The following is a 26,858-nucleotide window of genomic DNA, read 5'->3' on the forward strand; positions in this document are numbered from 1 at the left end:
CAAATCTAGCCATCAATTCAATTTGCAATCGATTGCATTTGCGCATTATAGTTAAAGCACGGTGCATCAAGTAGCGTTTAGCAACTCTTTATGCAATCGATTGCATAAAGCTTTATAAAAATAGCACCGAAGTATCAGAACAGATAAGAATGACGACGAGAGGGAAGAGTTGATGAGCAAGAAACCATTGGCGCAGGCCGTATCCATGGCCGCGCTCTCCGTTGGTCTTTGCGGCTATGCCGCAGCCCAAGAAATTAGCCCTGAAAACGATATGGTGATGGAGGAAGTCATCACAACAGGCACCCCTGGCGGTGCAGGCATGCGTAAGCTGGATGCCAGCTTTTCTATCACAACTTTAAGTGATGATGAGATTAGCAAAGCCTCTCCTTCAAGTACTGCAGACCTGTTGAAGTCCGTTCCAGGCCTGTGGGTTGAGAGCTCTGGCGGTGTTTCTGGGGCAAATATCGATGTTCGCGGTTTCCCTGGCGGTAGTGATGCACCCTTTGTCACGGTATCCATGAACGGATTGCCTCTGTATCCAGCGCCAACACTCTCATTTTTAGAAAACTCTTCTCTATTTCGTGTCGATGAAACTATTCAGCGAGTGGAAGCTCTGCGCGGTGGACCCAATCCGGTTTTCTCCAATGGCCAGCCAGGTCTGACTACCAACTTTATCTTAAAAGAAGGTACTGAAGAGACTGAGGGGCGATTTAAGTACACTTTATCTGACTATGATCTGCAGCGGACCGATGCCGTGATGACCGGTAAGGTTTCGGATGATGTGTACTACATGGTTGGAGGCTACGTATCTTCCTCCCCTGGCATTCGTGATGCGGGTTTTGATGCGGAAGAAGGGCATCAATTTACCCTGCATATCACCAAAGAGATGGATAACGGCAAAGCGGGTTTTTACATCCGGGATACAAAAGATACTGGTACCTGGTATTTGCCCAATGCTGCATTTCTGGAAACAGATTACACCCAGGTAGGCCCCAGTAATCGCAAGGTTTCTGTACCTATTACTCAGGCTGACGGTAATGGCGGCTCAGAAACTACCTGGGAAACTTTCGATATGGGCGAAGGGCGCGGCTGGAATGGCAATGTAGCCGGTGCTTACCTGGAGCTTGACTTAGGGGATGGCTGGAGTCTCACCGAGCGCTTTGGAGTTACTGCGGGTAATGCTGATACTTTGGGTTTCGTTCCTAATGGCTCGCCTATATCGCTGAACGCCCTAACGGATCAAACTGTAGTTACCGCTTCTGGAAACGAACTTAGTGGCGATACTGTGGTACAGCAGTTTGGTGCCTGGGTAGTACGCAAAGATATCGAGGCTACGACAAATGACATTAGCCTGGCAAAAGAGTGGGATAACTTTAAAGTAACAGCCGGTTATTACACCTCAAGCTGGGAAGTTGATGAATGGTGGTCCCTGGGTAACCAGAAATACTACGTACTGGGTCAAGATGGGGAGCTGATCACAGGAACTGCTGATGGCTCTGAGCTAACTGGTGATCTCGCTTGTAATACATCCGCAGATATTTCCACTTGTGATTGGAAATATGATGTGGATGCCGTGGGTGATGCCCGTGAAAACGCGCTTTATGTCGCCGGTGAGTTCTACTTGGGGGACTTTACCTTCGATCTGGGCGTGCGTTCCGCAAACCGAAAAACCAATTACTCCGTGGACCATGGTGAGCGAGACGGCAATTTTACCACTTATAAAGCGGACGAAGATGGCACTGCTTATACTGCCGCAGTGGACTGGGCCTTTGCCGAAAATATGGGCACTTTCTTCCGTATAAACTCCGGCTTTAAGTTCGCAGACTTTGACAACTATCGTGAGTTCGGTGATAGCTTCATTGCTGGGTCTGACCTTGTAATCGACATTGACCAATACGAACTGGGTTATAAATTGCAGGAGCAAGATTATTCCCTCTTTGCGACTCTGTTCTACAACGAAACCCAGGGCATGCCTGACTGTATCATTGGCAGCAGTACCTGTACTCGTTTAGAGACTGAGGCGCTTGGTCTCGAATTGGACGGTAAAGTTCACTGGGGAGATTTCACCTTTGGGTTAAATACTACCCTGCAAAAGCCAGAAATCACGAGTGGTGAATATGAAGGCAACCAGGTTATGCGTCAGCCTGAATACCAGGTGCGCCTGAGCCAGAATTATGATTTCACACTGAATGACATTGATATGGCTGTGTATACCGATATCAGTCGGGTAGGTGATCGCTTTAATGGAAGCAACAATGAAATAACTTTGCCAGCCTATACAAAAGTTGACCTGGGTGCGGTGGCTTATATCAATGATATTACTGTCCAGTTGGCTGTGGACAACTTAACTGATGAAGATGGTATCACCGAAGGTGATCCCCGCGATCCGCTAGCGTCTAATGTCCGCTACATCTTACCGCGCAATATCAAGCTTAGCTTCGCGTACGATTTTTAACCTCATGCCTCTCCCATAGGCTTCCAAGCTTTGCCGCACACTTCTCCAGTGTGCGGCTTTTTTATTGCCTGAAAAATTTAACTACAATCCATTTTCAAATCCATACAAATAATGAAGCTTCGATCTTTGTGGTCTAACCCAAATCCTTCCGGAGGCTCCCCAATAAAGTATGTGGTTAAACTGCTTTCATGAAGCGAAATTAGAGTCGAGGTGGAGAGCCCTAAGGTCGTTGCAGGTGTGAAACCTTAACGTTCGTATACAAATTTAAATTGGCAGTGGGAGATAGTTCTACTAGGTTATGAGTAGTTACTCCAATTCCTATTGCTAGCTGTATGTTGACGTTCGGACTAAAAAGTGGCATTAAAGTGGCGTAAGGGTTTGTTAGCTGTACTCTTTTCCCCTACTTTTTATTAGTTTAGTAATGTTTCATATGTATTGGTGATTTTGGGTTGGTACATTTTTGGTAATATGAAAAAATTTATTGGCTTTCTTGTTATTGTTTTGGCAATACCACTGCTCGTCTATTTTTCTACCTATAAGGGGGAGAGAAGTTTTACCAATCATCATGGCCTTCCAAATGTTAATCTGGTTGTCGATAATGCATATTCTCTTTGGTTTACGCCTTATGATCCACTGATGGGGATGTATAATAATATAGGAGGGAAACTTGGATTTATTGTCTGTAGTGATGTACCTAATATCGCTTACGGAATGGCTGGATATTCATTTCAGGTCTTATTGAGAGATAGTTTTGTAAAAAATCCAAATTTTTATGATGCTCGAAATGGTAATAACCCAGAGAACCCATTTTTCCATCGCCGTGCAAGAAATCTATATTCCTATTTCCAGTCTATTCAATCTTTGAAGCCAGCATCTTATAAGCCGAAGTTGGGGGATCTGGCTTTTTATAGAAAGGCTGAAAAAGGATATATTGCCCATGTTGCTTTAGCCACTTATGTTGATGATGGGGGATATAAAATCATGGAGTCAGCACCCAAAACCCTGTTCGCCAGGGAGGTAGAGATGGATTCTCCAGTGAAAAGGGGCTGGATCTTGGCGGGCTTTGGTAAAGTGTATTGAGGTGTTGTCCATGATTCATAGTCATGAAAGATATTGTTCTTCTAGTGATATATGCCTCCCGGTGATTTTTGTAGCCTAATTTTTCCTAGGCTCCAATTCCAGTTCACTGATAATTGAGATGTATTGCTGGTAGACAGCTTACATCCAGATGGGTATCTCAATACATCTAACATGTTTTTAATGGTAAGAAGTTTGATTAATCGGCTTTGATTGGGTCAGTTGTACTTAGCCCAATGGTTTCAGACTTGCCAGATTGGCATTATTGGGTAATTTAAGTGATCTGGCGCCTAATAAGGTTTCTAAATGTAAAAATTAGAGATCGTGCCATGTTTTAGGAGCATATTTATCCTTATTATCCAGTAGGATAATAGGTATTTTTCTACAGTTATCTTTTCAGATATGAAGCACCGATAAAAGCGCCACAATGGATGATCTCTGGATTCCAACTGATCTAGCTTTTCAGTGGCAAGGCGCTATTTAACATTCAACTAAAAGAGGGTTGCAGATGTCTATTGAACGATTGAGAACTCCTGAGGAGCGCTTTTCCCTACTACCGGGTTTTCCGTATACTCCCAACTATATTGATAGCCTGGAAGGCTACGATTCTATGCGTATGGCATATATCGATGAGGGGGAGCAGGATGCGGATACTACCTTTCTTTGTCTCCATGGGGAGCCCAGTTGGGGTTACTTATATCGAAAAATGATCCCAGTTTTTGTTGAGGCAGGACACCGGGTAATTGCTCCAGATTTGTTTGGGTTTGGTCGCTCAGATAAACCCGTCAATGAAGATGTGTACACTTTTAACTTCCATCGTAACAGCCTGATGCGTTTGATTGAGCATTTGGATCTTAAGAATATTACGCTGGTTTGTCAGGATTGGGGTGGACTTCTCGGATTGACACTTCCAATGGATATGCCGGATAGATTTACCCGATTACTGGTAATGAATACGGCTATCGCAGCAGGGGATGGTGCATCAGAGGGGTTCTACCACTGGCGGAACTTCTCTGTCAATGTGCCTGAAATCCCTGTGGGAGGGCTCATTGCCAATGATGCTCAATCTGAGGTCAATTTATTCGATATAGTAGCCTATGATGCGCCTTTTCCAGACAACCGCTATAAGGCTGGCGTTCGTCGATTCCCGTCAATTGTACCGGTTGATCCTGATATGGAGGGAGCAGAGCTAGGGGTAAGGGCTCGAGAATTCTGGTCTAGGAGCTGGGGTGGTGAGAGCTTTATGGCGATTGGAATGAGGGACTTTGTACTTGGTGAGAAAGTGATGGAGTTGCTGAGGGGAACCATCAAAAACTGCCCCGAGCCTCTCAAAATAGCGGAGGCGGGCCACTTTGTGCAGGAATATGGTAAAGAAATTGCTGAAAAGGCTCTCAGCCACTTCAAGCTTTCCTCTACAGTAACTGAAAATTAAAGGCGTACTAGTGCCGGGATAAGTTATATTCCGGCATTCTGTTCACAGGTAGTCCAAGGCATTCAAGCTGCTCTTATATTTCATAACTAATTTATAATCAGCGGCGCTGTTTATAGAATCTGTAGTCTTTATTAGAGAGTTTAAAGTGAAGTTTAAAGACAGTCGTGGAATTATTCTGACTATTTTGGCAATGCTCTGTTTGGCTGGTATGGATGCAACAGGTAAGCTACTCGTTCAGAACTATTCTATCGTTCAAATAATGGCGGTTCGTTTCGCGATATTTTTCTTCATTGTTATAAGCTTGGCGAGACTCAAAGGGAGCTTGGTTATAGTACGAAGTAAAATATTTGGCACTCAATTAGCACGCTCTATTGTTCTCGCTCTTGAGGTTTCAGTATTTATTTTTGCTTTTAGTATGATGTCTTTGGCTGATGTGCATGCTATAGCTGCGACAGCCCCATTATTTGCAATATTAATGGCTGGATGGTTTTTAGGGGAGAGGATAGACAGAAGGAGCTGGGTCAGTGTTACGGTTGGATTTATAGGTGCCCTTATTATCATTAGGCCTGGAATGGGAGTGATGGGTTGGCAAACCTTGGTCCCCATCTTGGGAGCTATCCTATGGGCCGCATATCAAGTGCTTTCACGCCGTGTTTCACACTTTGATAGTGCCGATACAACCGTTTTCTATACCGCGACCATGGGTCTTATTATTTTTGGATGCTTAGCACCATTTTATTGGGTAGAGCCGACAGTATCAGGGTGGCAATTGTTGATTTTAAATGGGCTCTTAGGTGCAATGGGCCACTATTTACTGATTAAGGCACTGGCACTTACTCCAGCTTCTATTTTGCAGCCCTTTAGTTACGCTTTACTATTTTGGGCTATTGTTATTGGCTTTGTAATCTTCGGAGATCTGCCTGATGGAATTACATTATTTGGCGCCTTCGTAATATTGGCTGCGGGATTTTATGCTTCAGACCTAGGCCGCGCATTGATTGGTGTTTCACAGATTAAGGCCAAAAAGGGGAAGGATGATGCTGAATCAGAGTCAAAGTTAATGAGTTAAAAAACCAATTTGATAAAGGGCGCTCTAATGATGGTAGTTGAGCCCCATTAATATATCGGTGGCGAAATTGTTTAACGCCACCTTGAATTCAGTTAGTGATTAGGTATCTGTTCTTAGAATATTTAAAAACTCATGCGTCACGATGCTCAAGGAAGCCGCCATCTACCCAATTGATTATCAAGTCAACATACTCTTGTCCAGCATCTTCCGATGAGAAGTGAGATGCGTTGTCAAATATAACTAGCTTGCTATTGGGGATATGCTTGGATAAGGCAGTCGCATTATCCACTAAAACAAATGGATCTCTCTTGCCCCAAGTGATCAATGTCGGAACTTTAATACCATTTAGTTTTCTCTCAATCCATGGAAGATCTTTCGAATAGCTTCCAAAGAAACTGATGGCGCACTTGTGACTGTCATTATCAAAGGCTATGTCATAGTACTCTTGGATAGCTCGTTTGCTGGGTTTGTAGTTGTGATAGCCGTCTTTGACGGCAGTCAGGAAGTTGGTTTTCATTACTGACTTCTTGTTTAAGCCTTTTGCTATCCAGCGAACCATTCGGGATCTGACAACGGCCATAAGAATAGGAGAGAGTTTTGGAGGGAAGGTGCCTGGGCCATCAAAGATATTGAGACTCAAGAATCGTTGAGGGTGGTTAATAACGGCCGATAAAGCAATAGGCACACCCACATCCGGCCCTATCAGGTGGGCCTGCTTGATGCCAAAATGGTTCATTATTTGAACAAGGACTTCGCTCAGGCTGCTTGGAGACATATCTCCTTCCTCTGCTTTTGATAAGCCAAATCCTGGGATATCAAAGGCTAGCACATCAAACTTTTCACTAAATGCTTCAATGGATGACTCCCACATGCGAATACTTTGTGGTAGACCATTCAGCAGCAGTAGGCTGGGAGCCTGAGGTTTTTCCTTGCGTAGAAAGCGAATGTTAAATTTCCCTACAGAGACAAACTGCGGTGCAAATATATCGTTAGAGGCTGAAGGTCTATTGGAAGCGTACTGGGTGAGGGCTTTGTTTAAGAGAGCTTGGGTCATAACAGGGTATATATCTATATGGATCTATAGGTAATTTTGGTTTGAGTTACTTATTAATACTAGGTTACTCACTTGAGTGTTGGTTGCCAATAAGGCACTATTAAGTGGTTAAGTTACTTTTTGATAACCTATGGAGTGAAGGGGTGGGGACGCAGAATAAAAATAGTGAGAGGCGCGTGTTTGTGAATGATGATGAATGTCCCGTTCGCAATGTGGTAGCTCAAATTGGTGACAAGTGGTCCATCTTGATATTGTTTGCCCTTGTTGATGGTCCAGATCGCTTCAACTCCCTGAAGTCGCGTATTGAAGGGATTTCACAGAGAATGTTGACGCAAACCCTGCGTGACCTAGAGCGCGATGGTTTTGTACTCCGCACTGTCTTTGCACAGGTTCCAGTTAAAGTGGAATATGAATTAACAGATCTGGGGAAGGGATTATCCGAAACCATTTGGGAACTTGTATCTTGGGCCGATAATCACCATTCTAAAATTCGGAGTGCCAGGCAAAGATATGATGAGAAGAGTGATAAATAAATATTGTGAAGCTTAAAGGTTATTTTTTATAAGTAGTATTTTAAGTAAGTTGCTCACTCTCCCTAATACTAAAGTTTATTTATGGATGAGGTTCAGCTGGGGTTCATCTGAAGTTTCCTAATTTATGCCTCTGGTGATTAACATTTTTTCTATTTGAAAATTGTGGCTTGATCATCATGGTTTTCCAAATACTGTCTTAATCAGCGGTTTGAATTTTGGGAAAGTAAACTTTAATATGGCTTTCTGTACCGATAGCTTATTAGCGGCACGAAAGTCCCACATGCTAAGCCTTTCTAGTTAAGTTCGATACCCTAACTAGTTTGTTCAAGCATCTAAGAGCTAGGAAAGGTGCTTAAAGGAAATCGCAATAAATTATTATGAACTACTGATTTGAAAGGAGTATTCGATGAAGTTTATTTTGGCCACGATATGTGTCTCGTTGATTGGGATTTGCCAGTCTTCAATTGCTGAAGATAGAGCTGTTCTTGTTAAATCTTATACTATTTCCAAGGGCACCCAGGAAGCTGAGCAGCTGATTGCTGAGTTAAATACTAGATTAGGTAAGGGAGAGAATGAAAAGCTGATTGCTGAGTTAAATACTGGATTAGGTAAGGGAGAGAATGAAAAGCTGAGTCCTAATGGCGACATTCTGGTAAAAGTCCGTGAGCAGCAGCCGGTTAATAGCTCTTCTGTTAAAATGGTGCCTGAGGATAACATTCGGAGCTATGAAACGGTAAATTGTGGTCCTCTTAATAATTACAGACTGACGTGGGAGTACAAATATATGACGAGGTCTGATGACACACCTGAATGGGTGTTACACCGCTGGGCGTACAATGTCTTGCCCGATTCTTGTGTATAATTAGACTCCCCTTTATGCTGAGCTCTGGCCAAATAGGAATGTGGGCCAGTCTCAGTACTTCCTATTTTTTGAGCCAACCTCTGAGAATGATCTTATATTCTTCTAAACCCAGTTTTCGGGCTTGAAATTTGTGCAATATTTTCTACATAAGTAATCTTCGTTTATTTATAAAGAGAAGCTTTGACTTCATAATTTGGGGCTAATTACACAGAGTCAAGTTTCGGTAGAATTAATATATTGAGCTGAAACTTAAGTTTACCTAACTCTTTTTTTGTGTGTCGATACGATTTCTATATTATTAAATTTTGAGTTGAATATTATTGTTGGTACACATGATACTATAAGTAGTGAGCTTTCAATACTGGTAAGTTTTTCAAAACTAAATTGTTTACAATAATGTAGAATTTATAGAATGAAAATTCATAGGCTTTTACGAGCCACTTCATATGGTTATAAATTTTGGCATTATTTTTGCCGCGTCGGGAGTGAGAAAAATTCTATTTCTAGGTATGATTGTCTTGTGAAAATTATACGACCTGAGAATCTTGAGATAGAGGTGGGTGCAGAGTATGTACAATCTCATAGTGCTAATTTCGGTGACTTAGAGGTGAGTTGTGGATTATATCAATATAAATAAGTGTGCTTGGGATGGGCGCACTAAGATACACGTTGATTCTAAATTTTATGATGTTGGTGGTTTTCTAAGAGGTAAGTGCACCTTAAATGAGGCTGAACTTACTGAGCTAGGAAATGTGGTAGGGAAAAGTTTACTTCATCTACAGTGCCACTTTGGTTTGGATACCTTATCTTGGGCTCGATTGGGAGCGAAGGTGACGGGAGTTGATATTTCTTCTGTAGCCATTACTGAAGCACAGGCTCTTTCTGACCGTTCAGGTTTACATGGAGAGTTTATCTGCAATGATATCTACAGTTTTGGAGAGTCAAATAATAAAGAATTTGATATCGTCTTTACTTCCTACGGTGCACTCTGTTGGTTGCCGGATATCGAGCGGTGGGCATCTGTTGTTGCTCAATGCTTAAAGCCGGGGGGGACTTTCTACATCGCGGAATTTCATCCATTTTATGATATTTTCTCTGGTTACACATACTTTCATCGAGCCGATCCAGATATTGAAGAGCAGGGTACCTATACAGAGAATGATCGGGGTGACAAGTCTACCCTAGCCACCTGGTCACATCCGATTAGCGATGTTGTGAGTGCATTGTTAAAATATGGTATTCAAATCACTCAACTAAAAGAATACCCGTATAGTCCTTACAACTGTTTTGATGGCATGGAGGAGCGTGAGAAGGGGAAATACTACCTGTCTTTTAAAGGGCATGAGATTCCGCTGATTTATACCATTAAAGGTGTCAAAGCTGCTTGAGACAAAGTCCAATAATACTAATGAGGCTGGCGGTAGATTTGTGCAGAGTCCTTTGTGGGGAAGGATAAAGGCGGATAATTCGTGCTAATCCCTTAATTGCTCCATACATAGGTTCGCTGGCTCCATATCTAACACTGCTTTCTAGCATTTTAGGTAAGTGGCACGGATAGCCACTACTTCTCATTAATAGATATGTATACGCCACACTTAGTGGCCATTTCTTTAAGAGAAATTTCTTATAGCCCTTTTAGCAAGCTGAATCACACTCTGTTCAGGAGACGGTCATTATTAACTGATTTTGTAGAGGGTAGTAAGATGGCTATATGGCAATTACAAGGTATCAAGTGTACTTTATCTATATTTGCAGGTGCTTCTTGCTTGCTAATATCCGGGCTTGCATCGGCGGTTGATTGTGGCGATACCATTTACACTCGAGAAGTTTTGGATGATGATTTGGTATGTACAGATAATATCGCGATAACCATTGTTGGCCCAACTGGTGGCCTGGATATGAATGGTCATACCATTACTTGTGACAATAATTCTGCAATAGGCATAGATGTTGTCGGTCTTGTGGGGTATTTGGAGGGCGCAGGTACTATATCATTCTGCCAGACAGGGGTTAGATTGGCTGGTGACGGATTTCATAATGTAACCAATATTTCTGCTAACAATAATGACTTTGTAGGGTTGGCGGTATCGAGCGACTTTAATCTAATTACTAATTCAAGTGCTAATGGTAATGGTAATACTGGTATATTAGTTACGGGGCTAAGAAATACTTTGATCTCAAATATTATCGAAAGTAACTTACTAGATGGGATTCAGTTGGATGGTGATGCCCCAAATTTAACCCAAAATTATATATATGATAATAATCGATATGGAATTTATATTGCTGATTCCAGCTTCGGGAACTATAGCCAGAACACCTCTGAGATGAATGGTTCAGTGGGTATCTATATGGAAGCGGATAATCAGTTTTTTAATTATATTCTCAACAATACATCTGAGAGTAACACGGATTTTGATTTGGAAGAACTAAATGCAAATGCGTGTAGTAATACCAATGTTTGGCTTGGAAATACTTTTACTACTGCTAACCCCAGCTGCTTAAATTAGAGCCGCCTGCAAGGCTCATCCTAAAGTAATCTGGGTGAGCCTGTGTTCAATTCGTATCCGCTCAATCATTTTGCTTGTTGTTCTATAAGGATTAAATTTCACTGATGCATTATGTGGTAATGTAATATCAGACATATTTCTAACTCTGATTACAAGGTGCTGATTAATCCATGAAGCCTGATAACTTAATTAATCACCCTGAAGGCGGGAAGTTTCTTCAGGTGTTTAAATCGAACTCAATAGTAACAAGAGAGGATGGGCAGAAGCGAAGCGCATTGACGCATATTTACTTCTCCCTACAGAAAGGTGAAGTGTCGAAATTTCACCGGGTCGAATCTGATGAAATTTGGAACTTATATCAGGGGGACGGCTTGTTTCTCTATATTTGGACTGAGGAGGATAGCTGTTTGCAAAAGATTGAAATTTCTGCAGAGAATAATACATTTTGCTGTGTTGTTCCTGCTGGCGCTTGGCAGGCTGCAGAGCCAATTTCAGGCCCTGTGCTTGTGGGTTGTTCGGTGGGGCCTGGGTTCGAATTTTGTGACTTTAAATTGATTGATGTTGGAGATCCAATAACAGATTGTATCTGCAAGATAGATCCCTCCCTGATAAGATTTATTGAACAATAGGATTTTATCGATCTGCCACTAGATTATCTAATAGTATCGAGTGGCAATGTTATTTTAGCTTGGAGTTGTTTTCTGCTGATGTCTAGGGCATGAAAACAACCTTCTTGTCTAAATGCTGGTTTCAAAATATAACTGGCACTTATGATGAAAGTTGTGCTGTTTCATTGAGCCAAGTATTGCCGTGATAGCAATGTATTTAAGGAGCCTCTGAATAACTCCGTGATACTTCTGGCATGCAGAGCGGTTCACAATCAAGGCGCGGCTTCGCAGGAATGTCTAGACCTTTCAAGAAGTCGCAACGCGGAGTGTGAATCGCTCTGTAAGCCCCGAAGGGCGGGCCTTGAAGGCCACAGCTGCTGCGTTGCAGCTCTTGCAAAGGGCTACGGCCATTCGCGGCGAGCTGCGCCTAACATCTGCAGCCTTCAAGACCCGCAGAGGCATTACGGAGTTATTCAGAGGCTCCTTAATAGTTGTTGGTATTGCTGATTCCCTGGTAACTAAAGAATATCCGCCCCCGTTTTATCAGGCGAAGTAAGGCCCCTTAAGCTGATAACTTTTTCGTTGAGAATAATTTCTCATGGTTGATTCTCAAATTTAGACCAATATGGGTTAGGTCTACTTTATAGGTGGGCATTTATAATTTCGTTTGAGGATATTTTATGAAAGATAGATACATCAAACGGCCTTCAGGTTTGATTCGTATGTTGTTTGCAGGATGTGTATTGATTACATCCTACGGCGCAAAGGCTGATGTCTCCTGTGGTGATGTCATTACTACAGCTGAAGTTCTCACGGAGGATTTGTCTTGTTCATCAGCGTTTGACCTTGCACTGACGGTCGTCGGACCTGGTGGTTATCTTGATTTAAATGGATTTACTATTGAGTGTGATTTTGATGTTGATGGGGTATTTCTAGATGGCACTGGAGCTGTTGTCACTGGGGGAGCTTTATCAAATGGCAAGGTGCAAGGTTGTGGGTTCGGTGTAGAGGCAATAGGAAGCGGGGCGCATACGGTGACAGGTATAGCCTTTGAGGGCAATGCCGTTTCAGTGGCTTTTGTGTCAGACAATAATACGTTGTCTAACTCGGTAATCTCTGAAACTACGGAAATTGGAGTAGCTATAAACGGCAGTAATTCTACACTTATTGCAAATGAAGTCTCTACATCTACCAGTGCTAGTGGAGCTTGGGGGGTGATTCTTCAAGTGGGTGCGGACAGCTCTTATATTTTGTCGAATATGGTATCTGGTTTTGATCAGTATGGAGTGATTGTTTGTAGTGATAGGAATGTTATCTCGCAAAATGTTGTAGAAGGCAATGGAGTGGAAATTACTAATACTGCAACTGGTGTTTATTTACCGGGAGATACTTTTGTTTGCGATGACGGTCAAGAAGGCAATACCATTGTTAGTAATGAAGCGACTAACAATAATAATGCGGACCTTGGCGATAACAACTTTCCATGTGTGAACTCTTGGGTTGGGAATACGGCTGATGCTGTTGAGGGCGCTTGCTTTGAAAATTAGAGGTTGAATGTCTCTAATCAGTATGGCTGCTACTTTTTACATCTCCAAAGCAATATGTAAGTTGTAGAGGAGTAGCAGCCTTTAGCTATTAATAATGGAATAGCAATTTGGTAGAAAGACTCTATCGGAGCTAAATACTTGCTCTATAAATAGGCTTTCACTCTTGTGCTTATCTCAGTTTATTCGTTAACAGCCAAGCCTTTACTTTGGCGCATACCTGATTCTGCCAGTACTGATAGAAAGAAATCATTTGGCACAAATTGTTCCAGACTGTCCAGCGTATAGTCTGCGTCCTTTAACGAATCTGGATTACCTATGCCTACAGCCGTCATACCATCAGCGGACTTAATTGCACTGACTCCTGCGGGCGCATCCTCAAAAGCAATGCAAAACTCTGGATCAACTCCGAGGCCTTTGGCGGCGGCTAGGAATATATCTGGTGCAGGTTTAGGTGCAGATTTTTCTGGGTCTGCAATAACAGAAAAGCAACGGGATATTCCCAGGGCTTCCAGTACCGCCGGCGCGTTTTTACTCGCTGAGGCGAGGCCAACCGGAATATGCTGAGAATTTAACCATGCGAGCAGTTCACCGGCGCCCGGTAACAAGTCTGCGGGAGAGAGGCTGCGAATTAATTCCTGGTAGCGGCTGTTTTTTCTAGCAGCCAGTGCGATTTTTGCTTCTTCAGTGTAATTGCTGCTTTTTTCCCCGAGAATCACCTCAAGGGAAGCCATTCTTTCCAGGCCCTTTAAGCGCTCTTCAGTATCCGCTGTCCAGGAAAGGTTGAGCCCTTCAGCCAGCTGTTGCCATGCGATCAGGTGGAGACGTGCGGTGTCTGCAATAACGCCGTCGAGATCAAAAATTGCTGCACGATAGATCATCAGGATACCTCCTCCATCGGTGCTATTTGAATGGTTTCTGTTTGCCCTGGTGTCTCCAGGAATAGAATTTGCTTGCCGTGATGAAGACTGAGTGCTTCACCTTTCACCAAGGTGTACCTGGCGCTGTAAGAATCGACATCGACTGCGATCGTGCGGCCACGGAATTGCAACCGGAAACGATAGCCGTCCATTCCATTGGGCAGGTATGGATTGAAGTTGAGTTCATTGCCGTGCAGGCGCATTCCTGCAAATCCCTGGACCATACACATCCAGGTACCCCCCATGCAGGCAGTGTGTATGCCGTGCTGCGTATTGTTGTGGTGGTTATCCAGATCCATTCGCGCAACTTGCTGGAAGTAGTTCAGCGCTTTATCCGGATACCCAACTTCACTGGCAATAATGCTGTGAATACAAGCGGACAAAGTGGAGTCGTGTGTGGTGAGCGGTTCGTAGAAGTCGAAATCCCGACGCTTCTGCTCAATTGAAAATTCTGAACTTTCCAGTAACAGGCCAAGAACGACATCCGCCTGCTTACAAACTTGGTGTCGATAGATCACCAGGGGATGGTAGTGAAGTAACAGCGGGAATTGATCGGCAGGCGTTTCGGCAATATTCCAGCGGGGTTTGTTTAGAAAACTATCGTCTTGAGAATGTATACCCTGCTTTTCATCGTAGGGCAGATACATGCTTTCTGCGGCCTTGGCCCAGTTATCAATTTCCTGTTTGCCGAGTTGAATACGTTGGGTTAACTCATCGCACGCTGCAGGATCGAATGATTTTAACCACTGTAATACTTCAACAGCATATTCAAGATGGGCCTTGGCCATCAGGTTTGTGTAGAAATTATTGTCAACCAGGGCGGTGTATTCGTCTGGTCCGGTAACCTCATTGATACAGAACTGGTTGTCGCGAAGTGCGTTGAAGTGGCCAATCTCCAACCACATCCGCGCGCCCTCTATCACGACTTCTGCGCCCTTGTTGCGCAGAAAATCGACATCACCGGTAACCCGGCAGTAATGTCGTACGGCGTAGGCAATATCCGCATTGATATGGTATTGCGCAGTGCCTGCCGGGTAATAGGCTGAGCACTCCTCACCGCCGATGGTGCGCCAGGGAAACAGTGCTCCCTTTTGAATCGACATCTCCCTCGCTCTTTTTCGTGCGGCATCGAGGATTGAGTAGCGGTATTCCAGTAGGCCGCGCGCTAATTCGGGTTGGGTGTAGAGGAAAAACGGTAGTACATAGATTTCTGTATCCCAGAAATAGTGGCCGTCATAGCCGTCACCGGAAAGTCCTTTGGCTGCAATATTGGTATTGCCATCCCGACCTAGAGATTGGAACAAGTGGTACTGGTTGAAGCGTATTCCCTGCTGCAGGGCATCATTTCCACTGACCTGAATATCGGACTCAAGCCAGAAATTGTCCATTTGTATACGCTGAGTTTCGACATGGTTCGCAAAACTTTTAGCCGCGCAGCGCTCCAGATAATGATGCAATTCGTCTGCTGATATCGGCTCAGCATTTTGCTGTGCAAAGTAAGCGACGTACTTGGTTAGGCGAATAGGGGTGTTGCGGCGGGCAGCAAAGCGATAGTCAACCGAGACGCAGTCTTCACTGCGGAGGTTATTGGACGTGTAATCGCTGTTACTCTCACAATGGTGCAGGGCTGCGCATCGTATAGAGAAGCCACTGCTATTAACGGATAGAGGCAGGGCTAAATAACCATCTTCAGCTGTATTTTCCAGCCATTCGATATCTCCCCGATCAATAGGGGAGGCTAGGCGTGGGTCCTCACTGCGTTCTGCCTGGGCAAGGTCACCATCTAGGCAGGATTGCAGGTGTACCTCTCCGTCAAAATTGATAGGTGTGAGTTCCAGTTGCAGAGCTAACAGGTTTTTCTCACTGAGGGAAACCAGGCGCTGCACTTTGAGTTCAATGGTTTTTCCTTTTGGAGAGCGCCAAGTGAGTTTTCTCTCGCTGATCCCCGCGGCCATGTCCAGGCGACGCTCGTAGTTGAGCAGCTCACCCTGGGCGAGACTAAAGCGTTCTCCATCCAAGCTGATATAAATGGTCTTGCCGTCGGGAACCGTCAACATCCTCTGGTTGTTGCGCGCGTAGCCATAAGCAGACTCACCATAGGTGATAGGTTCGCTGGCGTAGACTCCATTCAGGTAACAACCATCCGTGAAGGGTTCTGGATCGAAACCCTCCTCAAAGGTACCGCGCAAGCCGATATAGCCATTACCGAGGGAGAATAGGGTGGCATTGAGGCTGTAATCTTCGGGCTGGAAGGTGTCCTCCACCAGGTCCCAGGGGTGGATCTTGTGTTTGATTTGTTGTTTTTGCTTCATACCACTTTCACTGGATTGGAGATTGGGTTCTAGGGCCGGGTCTGCTGGGCCTCCGGCTACGGGCATTCAGTCTATCCGTAGTTGATGTCTTTTTGCAATCGATTGCAAGATTGAGATTAAGCCTGGCTGTTACTGGAAGATGGACCTGATTTTCATCTCCGAAAAGTCTGTAACCTACTGAAAAATAGAGGTTATTTTCTTTTGCTGGGTCAACTGCCAGTTGATTTGTGACTGATCGGCATAAGACATTCCCAAATTTTCATTGGTTTTTATGCAAACGATTGCAATGTTTTGCCTGACTGATACATACTGGGTATCTTCAGGCATTGGGGCGGAGTCGCCTTTCTCCACAAAGTCTGGGTAAAAAATGTACAATAACAGGTTGGTACGGCTGACTGCCTAAACCACAGAGCCAGATAGAATCCACTATGAAGAATCAGCGCATACTCCTATCTCTATTCGCTATCTACTTTGTCTTTGCCATTTTGTTGAACAGCGTGGGTACTGTGATCCTGCAGGTAATCAATACCTATGGGGTGAGTAAGTCTGCTGCGAGTGTGCTGGAGGGATTCAAGGATATCCCCATCGGTATTGTGTCTTTCCTGATTGCCTCCCAGCTTCCCCGACTGGGGTTTAAGCGGGCGATGCTGGCGGGGTTGGCAATCGTCACCCTGGCTTGTACAGCTATGCCCCTGTTACCCGGGTTTTGGACGGCGAAGTTACTGTTCTTGTCCGTGGGTGTTGCGTTCGCATTGGTAAAGGTTGCCGCATACTCCACCGTGGGATTACTAGCGCAGGGCCGCAGCGCACATGCGAGCCTTCTAAACACCCTGGAGGGGGTGTTTATGGTGGGGGTTCTCAGTGGTTACTGGCTGTTTAGCGCTTTTATTGATTCATCGAACCAAGGGTCGACTGCCTGGCTCAATGTCTATTGGGTGTTGGCGGTGGTCTGTGTGATTGCATTTGTATTGCTCTGGTGCACAGAGCTGGATGAATCCGGGGCGCGAATCGAAGAGGCTAGCCCGAAACAGGACTTTATCGCGATGATAAAGTTGATGGCCAAACCCCTGGTATACATCTACGTGATCTCCGTATTTTTCTATGTATTGATTGAGCAGGGGATAGGAAGTTGGTTGCCGACCTTTAATAATGAAATTCTTAAGCTGCCCGCTGCAATGAGTGTTCAGGCTGCAAGTATCTTTGCCGCAGGGCTGGCGTTGGGGCGACTTGGTGCCGGTGTGATGATGCGTAAAGTACACTGGTACCCGATGCTGAATGTGTGCTTAGTTGCGATGGGAGTACTGGTGGTCGTTAGCTTGCCCCTGGCGAGTAATATTGTGGCGAATCCCGATGTAAACTGGCTTAGTGCCCCAGTGGCGGCTTTTGTTTTACCGCTGATTGGCTTGTTTATGGCACCTGTGTACCCGGCTATCAATTCTGTGATGCTCAGTTCATTGCCCACCCACCAGCACTCTGCAATGACAGGTTTACTGGTGATTTTTTCTGCGCTGGGCGGTACAACGGGCTCCCTGATTACCGGGTCGGTTTTCGAGGCTTTTGATGGCCAGGTGGCTTTCTACTTATCCTTAGTGCCCATCACAGTGATTCTGATTACTCTGTTCTTTTTCCGTCGCGCCGTAGAGCGGGGGGATGAGACGCTTGAGGCCTCAGCCCCCCTGGCTGGGTAGCGGGGTGGTTTTACAAACTTGGGCGACGGGCCTAAGATGGCATTTTTCCCGCGAACAAGGTGAAGTACGCCATGCCCAAGGGGTCCTCCTCTCCCGTTTCCATGTCCGATATTGCTCGGTTGGCGGGAGTTTCTGAATCTACTGTTTCGCGAGCGCTGAACGATAATCCATTGATTAACGAAAAGACTCGCGAGCGTATTCAAAAAATCGCGAGCTCCATGAATTACAAAATCAATGAGAGCGCGCGAAATTTACGCCTGCAACGCAGCCATACAATTTCGGTTGTGATTAATACGGGGCGCAGTGGCGGCCAGACATTTTCTGATCCATTTATGATCGATATGATTGGTTCAATTGCTGATCGCCTTGCGGTGCATAAATACGATTTACTGTTTTCCAGCAGTATCGCCAGCCGCTCGGATTGGCATTCTTATCTGATGAGCTCCAGGCGGGCTGATGGCGTTATTGTGATTGGCCAGGGGGTGGACGATACCCCACTTCGTGATCTGCAGCAGCAGGGGGACCCTCTTGTTGTCTGGGGAGGGACCTCAAGGCAGGGGGCCGAATATTGCATCGTCAGTAGTGACAATCAAATGGGTGGGCGTCAGGCCACAGAGCACTTAATGAACTTGGGGCGGCGGCGAATTCTCTTTCTTGGCGACACAGCTCACCCGGAGGTCAATGGGCGCTTTGAAGGTTACTGTGCCGCGCTCAATGAAGCTGATCTGTCTGGCACGACGAGGCAGTTGACCGCCGGCTTCTCCAGTGAAAGTGGTTATCAATCCATTATCGACCTGGTTGCGCAGGAAGGGCTTAGTTTTGATGGCATTTTCGCCGCCAGTGACAGTATCGCTATGGGGGCGATAAAAGCGCTACAGGCCCGTGGCTATAAGGTGCCGGAAGATGTCGGCATAGTGGGTTTTGACGATATCCCAATCGCCCCGTTTTTTACCCCTCCCCTGACAACCGTTCGCCAGAACATCCACCGAGGTGGTGAATTGATGGTGGAGAAAATGATGGAACTCCTCTCTGGAAAATCGGCTATGCCAGATGTACTACCTACCGAGCTGGTAGTGCGAGGCTCTTGCGGTGCCAATCCGGATTACCAGCCTGTAGAGGAGTTCTTTCAAGACACTTCAGGTGAGCGTTAGTCGCAGGCTCTCACCATTTTGTTTGCCAGCAGGGGCGTAGTTAGTGTCCCTGCCGTTTCCCGAGTTTGAGCCACACTTGTAAAACCGAACTCTGTGGCTGGACTCGAAACATGGTAGATGAGAAAACTAAACTGACCAGAATTCAGGTACTGGGACTGTTTGCCCTAAGCTTGGCAATTTTTCTGATCGGAAATGATCTCACTGCGTTTTCCGTAGCAATTCCAGCCATCGAAAAAGACTTCAACTCCAATATCACCACCACTCAATGGATTATCAACGGCTATACATTGGCTTTTGGGATACTGCTGATCTCGGGTGGGCGTTTGGCGGATATGTTTGGCCGGCGCAAAATTTTTTTCATCGGCATGACCTCCTTTGCATTTTTCTCCCTCCTCGGTGGCATAGCTACCAATATTCCAATGCTACTGGCGGCGCGGGGATTGATGGGGATCGGCAGTGCCCTTATGTGGCCGGCAATCCTGGGGCTGATCTACGGGATGTTACCGGAGGATCGCTCGGGCTTTGCCGGGGGCTTGGTGATGGGCATGTGTGCCGCTGCGAATGCAATTGGTCCGGTATTGGGGGGCATTCTTACAGACTTACTGAGCTGGCGCTGGATTTTCTTTATCAACTTGCCGGTGGCTGCATTGGCATTTTGGGTCTGCTGGAAGGTTATCCCGGATGACACACCGGAAAATGTCACTGAGCGTATTGATTACGGTGGTGTAATCACCCTGACCACATCGCTGTTTTGCCTTCTGTTGGCGCTGGATTTAGTCGTGGATATCGGCTTTAAGAGCCCGGTGATTATTGCCTTGGCACTAGCCACCTTGCTGTTTATGGGGGCGTTTATCCTGGTTGAGCGCCATGTGGGCAGAGATGCGTTAATTCCCGTAGATGTAGCAACGAATCACGGTTTCTTTGCCGCAGGTATAGCTACCTTGTTGCTGTCTGTGGTGTTCTTTGCTGCCCTTGTATACGTTCCCCAATACTTGAGTAAGGTCCATAATCACTCGGCGATGTATTCGGGAATGGGGCTACTTCCTATGATGGTCTCATTTGGCTTGGTGTCTTTTATTGCCGGTGGGCTCTACGAAACGCTCGGTGCAAAAACGATTGTCTCAGCGGGCACCATTGCCATGTGTATCGGTATATTTATGCTTTCTCATTTGCATAAAGAAACAACTTTTTTGCAAATGGTACCGGGACTGGTGGTTCTTGGGGCGGGTATTGGCCTGTTTTATTCTGCTATTACTACTGCTGCAATTACGGTTGTAGCGCCGGAGCGAGCGAGCTTGGCGGGAGCAATTCTCTATATGTTTCAGATTGGTGGGGGAGCAATAGGCTTGGGTATGAATACCACAATTGTCGCAATGGCTCCCGATATCTCTACGGGGATTGATCGCGCTTTTACGGTTAATGCCTACTTGGCGATGGTGGGGCTGGTAGTGTGCCTTTTGTTTGTTTCAGGGAAGCCAGCAGATAAGGCTCCCCTGTCTGAGAAATGATTTATTGCTCGCTTAAATTTCTATTGCCTAATTCTGCAAAATTTACGTTCGTGATGATGCCATCAGTATTGTAACTGAGAATCAATACTTTTTGATAAGAGGCCGGTTGGAAAATAGCCTTATTGGTTTGGCTATACATATATACTTTGGCTTTCTCGGATTTATTGCTAATCAGTGGGTACTGATATTCGCCGGAGGGTTTGCCCAATAAATCCAGAGCTTCGAGAATACTGGTTTGGCCTTCGCTGATAAGTGGTACTTTTGACTCATCAAAATCGGTGGAATCTTCAGCGAGAGAGCTGACAAAATCCTGCCCAACCAATTTATCGTTATAAAAGTAGAAACCCTGGTTACGGGTACCGCTAATATTTTTGCTAACCGCCTTTTTGCCAGTAGTGGGGTAAGCATAAGCGAGTGTTAAAATTTGTTGGTTGTTTTTTACAAACATGCCTTTTTCATAAGGCTTACCGAGCTTCTCTTTAATGGATTGCTCAGTATCTACGCCTAGCGCTACCTCTTTTTCTCCCAGGGGTTTTGTGCCAATGCCGGTACATCCGGATAGCACAAATAGGGAAAAAATAACCGTTACCAGTCCTTTCACTACAACCTCCTGCACTGTATCTTCCAGGTTCCCTGTGGCCTGAAATATTCGGCGCATCCTACAATTCGCATGTTTTAATTGCCAGTGATTTATAAAGATGATCGATGACCCGAGATTACACTGCTGTAACATGAATTGAGTGGGTATAGAGAAGTGCACGAATTTAGGCATATCGTGCGCTTTTAGAAAATACAGCGTAGTGAATGACAGCAGAAGAAGAACTCAGTTCCTGATACTGCCCCATCATTCCATTATTTTTTTAAATAAAATTGATAGGCATTTTTTACCAGGACATTTTCTGCTTGTGTTTCATCGAGGGTGTCGCGAATTAACAAAATATCATCAGGTTTGAAGGGGCGCGGTGCCCTGGTAGAGGGAAGATCGGAGCCAAACATCAGGCAATGTGGGTTGGCCTGGTAGAGGTCGACAATTGCCGCTGCGGGGTCGAAATCCAGGCGGCCAAAGCCGCTCGCTTTTACCTTTACCCCTTTTTCTGCCAGTTTGAGCAAGATGGGAAAACCCTGCTTAGTAATTCCCATGTGATCGATAGAGGCGGCTGGTAACGCGATCAATTTACTATAGAGAGGGGTTAATGCAGAGGCTTCAACGTATAGTTCGACATGCCAGCCTGCCAAGTCAAAAACTCGCCGGGCAAGAGTATCGATAAAACTGATCTGTTCCGAGCCACCCCTTACCAAATTAAAGCGCAGGGCTCTGACTCCATGTTTGTGGAGTGACAAAATGGTGTTGTCGGGAGTGTCGGCGGATAGCTGTGTAACCCCAACATAGTTTTTGCCCAGCTTTTCCAGGGCATCAATAAGGTAGGTTTGATCCTGTTTTTGGAATGAGCCGGAAACTACAGCGCCCCCCACTAGCTGGTAGTTTTGTAACTTGAGTTGATAGTCGTCCACGGTAAATGTTGGCGGCAAGTAGCCGTGATTTGGGAATAGGGGAAACTTGGGATTTATTATGTGGAAGTGACTATCAAATAGTCTCTGTTTTTGCTGTTCCATAGTCAGGTGCACTGTGCTCGCTTAGATTTCCTGGATGACTCTCACTCGATCTGCAAGAGCGCGCTGTGAAACGGGAATGTCCGGGGCGAATAGCTCCCAAGAGTGAATCACGCCAGGTCGAACGTGGAGCTCCGTGCTAACACCGGCATCGGTGAGTAATTGGGCGTATTGCATATCCTCATCGCGAAAAATATCTAGTTCGCCAACATCGATAAATGCTGGCGGTAGACCCTTGGCATCTTGCAGGCGGGCAGGGGCAGCATGAGGACTGACCGCAGGGCTGCCCACTTGATTACCCAGGTAAGCGGTCCAGCCGGTGAGATTATCTTCATAGGTCCAGATAATAAATGGCAGTAACTCGGGATCGGGAGTAACCGTCCTGTCGTCCAGCATTGGGTATAACAATATCTGCCGTGCCAGGGACGGGCCTTTTTTGTCGCGAGCGACAATTGTCAGGGCTGCAGCCAGACCCCCTCCGGCACTATCTCCCATGATGCCAATTCGCGTGGGGTCAATGGAGAGTTCCTGTGAGTGCTGTACCAGCCAAATGAATGCCCGATAGCAATCATCAATCGGTATAGGGTAGGGGAACTCCGGAGCCTTTCGGTAATTTACTGATAAAAATGGCACGCCGCTGGCAGCTACATATTTGGCGATGACCAAGTCGTACCGTGAGATATCGTGGCAGATGAGCCCACCGCCATGAATGTAGAGAATAGCGGAGCCTGGCTTGCTATTCTCCTTTTGGTACCAGCGTAACTGGATCTCCTCTTGGTCTGAACTCTTTAGGGTAAAGTCCCGAAAAGAAACATCTGATGGAAAACTGCGACCCTGAAATAGTGCTTGAGTGACCACGGCTCCATTCTTACGGCGAGTATCCACATCCCCAATAGGCGCTTCTGCCAAGGTATCCAGCAAGTCGCCAAACTTGCCAAGGGCGCTTGAAAAGTCCGGGTCCAGGGAAAAGCTCATTGACGAGATCCTTATCGGAGTTCCTATCATCTAGTGGTCCATTGCTAGATATGGACCTTTGCTAAATGTGGACCTTCGGCAGCGAAATGCCAGTACTTTTAGCTGGGTTCTGCGACACCGCTTTCAGCCACCAAGGTCTGAATAGATGTTGTCGAAGTTGACTGCACCTCTGATTTATTCTCGCTGTACCGCTCGGTCAGATAGTTACCCTGGCCACGCAATAAAATGGTGGTTTTTACCAGCTCTTCCAGAACGTCAATCACCCGGTCCCGGAATGGGGAATCTTTGAGGTGCCCTTGTTCATCGAATTCCTGCCAGGCCTTGGCAATAGAGGATTGGTTGGGAATCGTAAACATGCGCATCCAGCGGCCGAGAACCCTCAAATTGTTGACGGTATTGAATGATTGTGAGCCACCGGAAATCTGCATGACCGCCAGGGTTTTTCCCTGGGTTGCCCGGCTTGCAGATTGGTCCAGTGGTAGCCAGTCGATCTGATTCTTGAAAACAGCCGAGACATTTCCGTGTATTTCCGGGCTAATCCACACTTGCCCCTGGCTCCAGGCAGACCACTCGCGCAGTTGCTGCACCTTGGGGTGATCCTGGCTGGTGCCGTCGTAAAGAGGGAGGTCGACAGGGTCAAACAAGCGAACCTCAGTACCAAAATACTGCAATATTTCAACAACCTGGTTGGCCAATAGACGCGAAAAGGAGTTGGGTCTCAGGGATCCGTACAACACCAGAATCCTGGTAGGGTCACCAGTGGGAGGGGAGTCCACCAGGCGATTAAGAATATTGATGGGGGTGTGGTTCGGTAGCATCATGAGTTACCTCCAAATTTCTATATTTCTATACTTCTATAATAATCGAAATATTAGGCAAAGCAAAGGTACATCAGTCTCAGTCGGGCCTTTCTGAATCTGCTTGGAACCGGCTAGTCGAATAACGGGTTCACAGGGAGTCAAAATACTGAGCCAGCATCGAGACTTAGGCTTCCTTTAGTTTCTCCAACACTGGAGGAGATAGGACAAACGGAAAGAGAGTCCAGTAGAGGTTACTCCCAATTATTAGAGGGAGTGGGTACGTTTAAATGCCTCCCAGATGGACTACTTCAATATTGAATCCCTCTGATTGGCAAGGTTCTTCAAAGTACTTATTAACTTGTTTGAAGGTCTCAGGAGTATCAAAGGCGGCTCGTTCCGGATGTGATTTTTGCCTTTGGGCAATTTGCTGTAAACATAATTTATCATCGGCTTTAAGATAGATTAATTGATGGGGAAAGAGGTTGTCCAGAAATATCTCTTTGAACCAAGATCTTTGTTTTCTTGTATTGCCGGGAAAATCCAGTACTACCGAGATGCCACTCCTCAAGATATCCTGAGTATGTGACTTGATCAATGGTTTTAATCTTGCAGAATACTCTATGTAAGTGGAGAGTGAGCAGATCTCATGGGGATATAAATTAGACAGCCACTCATCTTCGGAAATAAGAATAGCTCCTGTAGTTTGTGCTATCTCCGCAGCTTTTGTACTTTTTCCTGCGCCCATCTTTCCACAAAATAAAAAGAGCATTCCATTTTCTTTCACAGTTCTTTCCATTAATCTGATTAGAGAAAATTTCGACTATGGGAAAATAATGCCTGAAACTTTATGCTTGGTAAATAGTGACAAAGGGAGCTCATGAAGTGGCGATTTAGCTAAGCATCAGGGAAATACCAGAATTGCGGTGGCCGAATATGCTTGAGGCCATCTAGATGGCTAGTATTTAAGACGTGGGAATCTTTACTGCCTTAGATACTTATATTCAGCCCAAAGGTGAGCCTGATATAGGTATTTCGTCTCTATGCAACAAGATACCGATTAACTGCGGCATTTGACAAACACCATTGAGTTTAACCAACTTTGATCGGCATCAAAATCTTTTATCAGGGGGGCTTCAGTAACGCCTGTAAATTTTCTTAACCCATGAGAAATCATATAGCTTGGTATATAGGATGGCGGCTTTGCGGCTGTCAAATAGTTACAAACTTCCAGCTTTCTTGCGCCGCCCTGATCAAGAGAGTTAATGCTGGCGAATAGTTTTTTTCGATCTCCCTCTGGCATCGAATTAAATTTTTTATTGAAAATCACTCTTAATACATTGTGCCCGGTTTTGTCGCTAACCCTCTGTGTGTCGAAATAAGCAAAGGCACTGGCAACCATTAACAGCTCAGCTGCCTCATCAAATTTGGATTGTTCGGTACATGTTTTGGCGGCAGCAGTAATATCTGTCGGTGTATGGGTAGATAGTACTGATGTGGCACTGATACATCCGAGAGGCGAAGTGGCTTGACTGTCCTTACTGACATAGTTGTTGGCCTGCGCGCCTACAACAAATGCGGCGAGTAGAAGAGCAAGAATTGGAGGCAGGATTTTGCTCATGATTCAAATTTCCTTTCCTAAGTGCCTCCTTAATCATAGACGCCGAAGTACCAGTATTATCTCAAGTACTTGAGAAATTTATTCGCCAGTTGGAGTGGGTTTTAGTGAAATTTGTTTAAAAATATGAATTGGAGATGTCTAGGGCTAATCTCCTGCCAATGGGGGAAGAAGTGTGCTTTCATGCCGTTGAAGTACAGGAGACTTCAGTTAAAGCGTGCCGCTTGCAATTCTCTGGTGCTAAGCGGCACCTAGTAGCCATCAGCTCTTACAGAGTCGGATTTGTCGCAATTGCTATTAAGTTAGTTGAGAAATTACTCTGTGTTAGGTTGTGGTTCTTGAGAAGCTTGGAATAGTGATTTTATCAGATTCTTAGTGATTTCTTTTTGGTGTTCAGCTCTCAGGTTCTTCATGTACGCAGATTCGTCGGGAACAACTATTTCAGGCAGTATTTCTTTCACTGCTGAGTCGCCATTCCATTCTACGGTCGCTCTGCTGTCGAAGCTGGTTCTGAACTTTATATATTTATCCTTATCGATAAAAACATAGCTATTTGAGAAGTATTCAGCATCGTTTCTGTTGGTAAGTGTGAAGGATGACTTTTTTCCAGAATATAGCTTTTCACCGATTTTAAAACTGAAATTTTCAATAGTCTCTGGTGATCTTGACTTGTAATGCCCTTGCTCTATAGCAAAGTCAACTTCATCTATGATATCGCCCATTTCAATGGAGATGATTTCATCTGTATTTTCCCATGTGATGCTATCGATAGGGTATACATAGACATTGATAATATCGGTAGGATACTGCTTATTATCGTACTTTAGGGCAATTCCCAGCATGGGTTCATCGAAGGTGCTGCTTTCGGTGAGTACAAAGTTATCTGTTTCTTCTGGGGTGATCAGGTCTTGCTGATAATTGCTTGCATTTTGCGGTCGCATAGATCCACATGAGGCGATAAGAATACTACTCAGTATGATAAGTGCCTTGCTTTTCATTCTCTCTCCTTGATAAGGCTGCTTTCCTGGGGCGGAAATTATAAGTTTCTATTTGTTCTATGAATGTAATCTTTCAATAAGCCTACCACTCCTTGGGTGCTCAATTCATTGTTTGGTAAGTATAAATATCTAAGTT

The 26,858-nt window shown here is 45.2% G+C and carries 25 protein-coding genes; 14 read left to right on the plus strand and 11 right to left on the minus strand.

Annotation, left to right across the window (positions count from 1 at the left end):
- The first annotated feature begins 172 nt into the window (after positions 1 to 172).
- From ACJJI1_RS16705 to ACJJI1_RS16720, 4 genes are all read left to right on the plus strand, one after another.
- On the plus strand, positions 173 to 2,455 hold the full coding sequence (locus ACJJI1_RS16705) for a TonB-dependent receptor (protein WP_444957330.1): 2,283 nt from the start codon (positions 173 to 175) through the stop codon (positions 2,453 to 2,455).
- Positions 2,456 to 2,923: 468 nt separating this feature from the next.
- Positions 2,924 to 3,535 carry a hypothetical protein gene (locus ACJJI1_RS16710; RefSeq protein ID WP_444957331.1) on the plus strand — a complete coding sequence of 204 codons (612 nt, stop codon included), beginning with the start codon at positions 2,924 to 2,926 and terminating at the stop codon, positions 3,533 to 3,535.
- A 505-nt stretch (positions 3,536 to 4,040) separates the two neighbouring features.
- Positions 4,041 to 4,964, plus strand: a complete 924-nt coding sequence (locus tag ACJJI1_RS16715) for a haloalkane dehalogenase (protein ID WP_444957332.1) — start codon at positions 4,041 to 4,043, stop codon at positions 4,962 to 4,964.
- A 145-nt stretch (positions 4,965 to 5,109) separates the two neighbouring features.
- The gene (locus ACJJI1_RS16720) at positions 5,110 to 6,033 is read left to right on the plus strand and encodes a DMT family transporter (protein ID WP_444957333.1); all 924 of its coding nucleotides are present in this window, start codon (positions 5,110 to 5,112) and stop codon (positions 6,031 to 6,033) included.
- Positions 6,034 to 6,163: 130 nt separating this feature from the next.
- On the opposite strand, the gene ACJJI1_RS16725 is transcribed toward ACJJI1_RS16720, so the two are convergent.
- The gene (locus tag ACJJI1_RS16725; RefSeq protein WP_444957334.1) at positions 6,164 to 7,087 is read right to left on the minus strand and encodes an alpha/beta fold hydrolase; all 924 of its coding nucleotides are present in this window, start codon (positions 7,085 to 7,087) and stop codon (positions 6,164 to 6,166) included.
- 104 nt (positions 7,088 to 7,191) lie between these two features.
- Between ACJJI1_RS16725 and ACJJI1_RS16730 the strand changes: the two genes are divergently transcribed.
- The 7 genes from ACJJI1_RS16730 to ACJJI1_RS16760 all read left to right on the plus strand — a co-directional run bounded on the left by ACJJI1_RS16730 (position 7,192) and on the right by ACJJI1_RS16760 (position 13,147).
- Complete coding sequence (locus ACJJI1_RS16730; protein ID WP_444957335.1) at positions 7,192 to 7,620, plus strand: winged helix-turn-helix transcriptional regulator; 429 nt, start codon at positions 7,192 to 7,194, stop codon at positions 7,618 to 7,620.
- A gap of 406 nt (positions 7,621 to 8,026) precedes the next feature.
- The gene (locus ACJJI1_RS16735) at positions 8,027 to 8,482 is read left to right on the plus strand and encodes a hypothetical protein (protein WP_444957336.1); all 456 of its coding nucleotides are present in this window, start codon (positions 8,027 to 8,029) and stop codon (positions 8,480 to 8,482) included.
- 614 nt (positions 8,483 to 9,096) lie between these two features.
- On the plus strand, positions 9,097 to 9,870 hold the full coding sequence (locus ACJJI1_RS16740; RefSeq protein ID WP_444957337.1) for a class I SAM-dependent methyltransferase: 774 nt from the start codon (positions 9,097 to 9,099) through the stop codon (positions 9,868 to 9,870).
- A 315-nt stretch (positions 9,871 to 10,185) separates the two neighbouring features.
- Positions 10,186 to 10,992, plus strand: coding sequence for a right-handed parallel beta-helix repeat-containing protein (locus tag ACJJI1_RS16745; RefSeq protein ID WP_444957338.1), 807 nt, complete (start codon positions 10,186 to 10,188; stop codon positions 10,990 to 10,992).
- A gap of 170 nt (positions 10,993 to 11,162) precedes the next feature.
- Complete coding sequence (locus ACJJI1_RS16750; RefSeq protein ID WP_444957339.1) at positions 11,163 to 11,621, plus strand: cupin domain-containing protein; 459 nt, start codon at positions 11,163 to 11,165, stop codon at positions 11,619 to 11,621.
- A gap of 307 nt (positions 11,622 to 11,928) precedes the next feature.
- Positions 11,929 to 12,156: a hypothetical protein gene (locus ACJJI1_RS16755; protein ID WP_444957340.1), complete on the plus strand. Its 228-nt coding sequence runs from the start codon at positions 11,929 to 11,931 to the stop codon at positions 12,154 to 12,156.
- A gap of 124 nt (positions 12,157 to 12,280) precedes the next feature.
- Positions 12,281 to 13,147 (plus strand): NosD domain-containing protein, encoded by an 867-nt coding sequence (locus tag ACJJI1_RS16760; protein ID WP_444957341.1) that lies wholly within the window; start codon positions 12,281 to 12,283, stop codon positions 13,145 to 13,147.
- Between the two features lie 179 nt (positions 13,148 to 13,326).
- Here ACJJI1_RS16760 and pgmB read toward each other — a convergent pair whose 3' ends face one another.
- From pgmB to ACJJI1_RS16775, 3 genes are all read right to left on the minus strand, one after another.
- Complete coding sequence (gene pgmB / locus ACJJI1_RS16765) at positions 13,327 to 14,025, minus strand: beta-phosphoglucomutase (protein ID WP_444957342.1); 699 nt, start codon at positions 14,023 to 14,025, stop codon at positions 13,327 to 13,329.
- Positions 14,025 to 16,442, minus strand: a complete 2,418-nt coding sequence (locus tag ACJJI1_RS16770) for a glycoside hydrolase family 65 protein (RefSeq protein WP_444957343.1) — start codon at positions 16,440 to 16,442, stop codon at positions 14,025 to 14,027. The genes pgmB and ACJJI1_RS16770 overlap by 1 nt, the downstream gene beginning before the upstream one ends.
- Before the next feature lie 108 nt (positions 16,443 to 16,550).
- Positions 16,551 to 16,703, minus strand: a complete 153-nt coding sequence (locus ACJJI1_RS16775) for a hypothetical protein (protein ID WP_444905659.1) — start codon at positions 16,701 to 16,703, stop codon at positions 16,551 to 16,553.
- A gap of 101 nt (positions 16,704 to 16,804) precedes the next feature.
- Here ACJJI1_RS16775 and ACJJI1_RS16780 point away from each other — a divergent pair, with 101 nt between their 5' ends.
- The 3 genes from ACJJI1_RS16780 (at position 16,805) to ACJJI1_RS16790 (ending at position 20,723) form a co-directional block, all read left to right on the plus strand.
- The gene (locus tag ACJJI1_RS16780) at positions 16,805 to 18,064 is read left to right on the plus strand and encodes an MFS transporter (RefSeq protein WP_444896808.1); all 1,260 of its coding nucleotides are present in this window, start codon (positions 16,805 to 16,807) and stop codon (positions 18,062 to 18,064) included.
- A gap of 71 nt (positions 18,065 to 18,135) precedes the next feature.
- The gene (locus ACJJI1_RS16785) at positions 18,136 to 19,215 is read left to right on the plus strand and encodes a LacI family DNA-binding transcriptional regulator (RefSeq protein WP_444905658.1); all 1,080 of its coding nucleotides are present in this window, start codon (positions 18,136 to 18,138) and stop codon (positions 19,213 to 19,215) included.
- 110 nt (positions 19,216 to 19,325) lie between these two features.
- Complete coding sequence (locus ACJJI1_RS16790; RefSeq protein ID WP_444957344.1) at positions 19,326 to 20,723, plus strand: MFS transporter; 1,398 nt, start codon at positions 19,326 to 19,328, stop codon at positions 20,721 to 20,723.
- Between the two features lies 1 nt (position 20,724).
- Here ACJJI1_RS16790 and ACJJI1_RS16795 read toward each other — a convergent pair whose 3' ends face one another.
- From ACJJI1_RS16795 to ACJJI1_RS16825, 7 genes are all read right to left on the minus strand, one after another.
- Positions 20,725 to 21,381 carry a hypothetical protein gene (locus tag ACJJI1_RS16795; protein ID WP_444957345.1) on the minus strand — a complete coding sequence of 219 codons (657 nt, stop codon included), beginning with the start codon at positions 21,379 to 21,381 and terminating at the stop codon, positions 20,725 to 20,727.
- A 194-nt stretch (positions 21,382 to 21,575) separates the two neighbouring features.
- Entirely contained in the window at positions 21,576 to 22,337 is a 762-nt protein-coding gene (locus tag ACJJI1_RS16800) for an amidohydrolase family protein (RefSeq protein ID WP_444957346.1), read from the minus strand.
- Positions 22,338 to 22,358: 21 nt separating this feature from the next.
- Positions 22,359 to 23,309, minus strand: coding sequence for an alpha/beta hydrolase (locus tag ACJJI1_RS16805; protein ID WP_444905654.1), 951 nt, complete (start codon positions 23,307 to 23,309; stop codon positions 22,359 to 22,361).
- Between the two features lie 98 nt (positions 23,310 to 23,407).
- On the minus strand, positions 23,408 to 24,130 hold the full coding sequence (gene arsH / locus ACJJI1_RS16810) for an arsenical resistance protein ArsH (protein WP_444957347.1): 723 nt from the start codon (positions 24,128 to 24,130) through the stop codon (positions 23,408 to 23,410).
- 262 nt (positions 24,131 to 24,392) lie between these two features.
- Positions 24,393 to 24,893: a P-loop nucleotide/nucleoside kinase family protein gene (locus ACJJI1_RS16815; protein WP_444957348.1), complete on the minus strand. Its 501-nt coding sequence runs from the start codon at positions 24,891 to 24,893 to the stop codon at positions 24,393 to 24,395.
- A 273-nt stretch (positions 24,894 to 25,166) separates the two neighbouring features.
- Positions 25,167 to 25,727: a hypothetical protein gene (locus ACJJI1_RS16820; RefSeq protein WP_444917594.1), complete on the minus strand. Its 561-nt coding sequence runs from the start codon at positions 25,725 to 25,727 to the stop codon at positions 25,167 to 25,169.
- Positions 25,728 to 26,038: 311 nt separating this feature from the next.
- Positions 26,039 to 26,722 carry a hypothetical protein gene (locus tag ACJJI1_RS16825; protein WP_444957349.1) on the minus strand — a complete coding sequence of 228 codons (684 nt, stop codon included), beginning with the start codon at positions 26,720 to 26,722 and terminating at the stop codon, positions 26,039 to 26,041.
- Positions 26,723 to 26,858 lie beyond the last annotated feature (136 nt).

The organism is Microbulbifer maximicatervae (SeqCode) (assembly GCF_052467065.1).

What these genes read in the sequence shown, in the direction of transcription:
- ACJJI1_RS16785 (WP_444905658.1), top strand. Translation starts at nt 18,136, where the DNA reads ATGCCCAAGGGGTCCTCCTCTCCCGTTTCCATGTCCGATATTGCTCGG.
- ACJJI1_RS16770 (WP_444957343.1), bottom strand. Translation starts at nt 16,442, where the DNA reads ATGCCCGTAGCCGGAGGCCCAGCAGACCCGGCCCTAGAACCCAATCTC.
- ACJJI1_RS16805 (WP_444905654.1), bottom strand. Translation starts at nt 23,309, where the DNA reads ATGAGCTTTTCCCTGGACCCGGACTTTTCAAGCGCCCTTGGCAAGTTT.
- ACJJI1_RS16775 (WP_444905659.1), bottom strand. Translation starts at nt 16,703, where the DNA reads ATGCCTGAAGATACCCAGTATGTATCAGTCAGGCAAAACATTGCAATC.
- ACJJI1_RS16735 (WP_444957336.1), top strand. Translation starts at nt 8,027, where the DNA reads ATGAAGTTTATTTTGGCCACGATATGTGTCTCGTTGATTGGGATTTGC.
- ACJJI1_RS16760 (WP_444957341.1), top strand. Translation starts at nt 12,281, where the DNA reads ATGAAAGATAGATACATCAAACGGCCTTCAGGTTTGATTCGTATGTTG.
- ACJJI1_RS16750 (WP_444957339.1), top strand. Translation starts at nt 11,163, where the DNA reads ATGAAGCCTGATAACTTAATTAATCACCCTGAAGGCGGGAAGTTTCTT.
- ACJJI1_RS16825 (WP_444957349.1), bottom strand. Translation starts at nt 26,722, where the DNA reads ATGAAAAGCAAGGCACTTATCATACTGAGTAGTATTCTTATCGCCTCA.
- ACJJI1_RS16705 (WP_444957330.1), top strand. Translation starts at nt 173, where the DNA reads ATGAGCAAGAAACCATTGGCGCAGGCCGTATCCATGGCCGCGCTCTCC.
- ACJJI1_RS16795 (WP_444957345.1), bottom strand. Translation starts at nt 21,381, where the DNA reads ATGCGCCGAATATTTCAGGCCACAGGGAACCTGGAAGATACAGTGCAG.
- ACJJI1_RS16790 (WP_444957344.1), top strand. Translation starts at nt 19,326, where the DNA reads ATGGTAGATGAGAAAACTAAACTGACCAGAATTCAGGTACTGGGACTG.
- ACJJI1_RS16780 (WP_444896808.1), top strand. Translation starts at nt 16,805, where the DNA reads ATGAAGAATCAGCGCATACTCCTATCTCTATTCGCTATCTACTTTGTC.
- ACJJI1_RS16820 (WP_444917594.1), bottom strand. Translation starts at nt 25,727, where the DNA reads ATGAGCAAAATCCTGCCTCCAATTCTTGCTCTTCTACTCGCCGCATTT.
- ACJJI1_RS16800 (WP_444957346.1), bottom strand. Translation starts at nt 22,337, where the DNA reads ATGGAACAGCAAAAACAGAGACTATTTGATAGTCACTTCCACATAATA.
- ACJJI1_RS16715 (WP_444957332.1), top strand. Translation starts at nt 4,041, where the DNA reads ATGTCTATTGAACGATTGAGAACTCCTGAGGAGCGCTTTTCCCTACTA.
- ACJJI1_RS16710 (WP_444957331.1), top strand. Translation starts at nt 2,924, where the DNA reads ATGAAAAAATTTATTGGCTTTCTTGTTATTGTTTTGGCAATACCACTG.
- ACJJI1_RS16745 (WP_444957338.1), top strand. Translation starts at nt 10,186, where the DNA reads ATGGCTATATGGCAATTACAAGGTATCAAGTGTACTTTATCTATATTT.
- ACJJI1_RS16725 (WP_444957334.1), bottom strand. Translation starts at nt 7,087, where the DNA reads ATGACCCAAGCTCTCTTAAACAAAGCCCTCACCCAGTACGCTTCCAAT.
- arsH (WP_444957347.1), bottom strand. Translation starts at nt 24,130, where the DNA reads ATGATGCTACCGAACCACACCCCCATCAATATTCTTAATCGCCTGGTG.
- pgmB (WP_444957342.1), bottom strand. Translation starts at nt 14,025, where the DNA reads ATGATCTATCGTGCAGCAATTTTTGATCTCGACGGCGTTATTGCAGAC.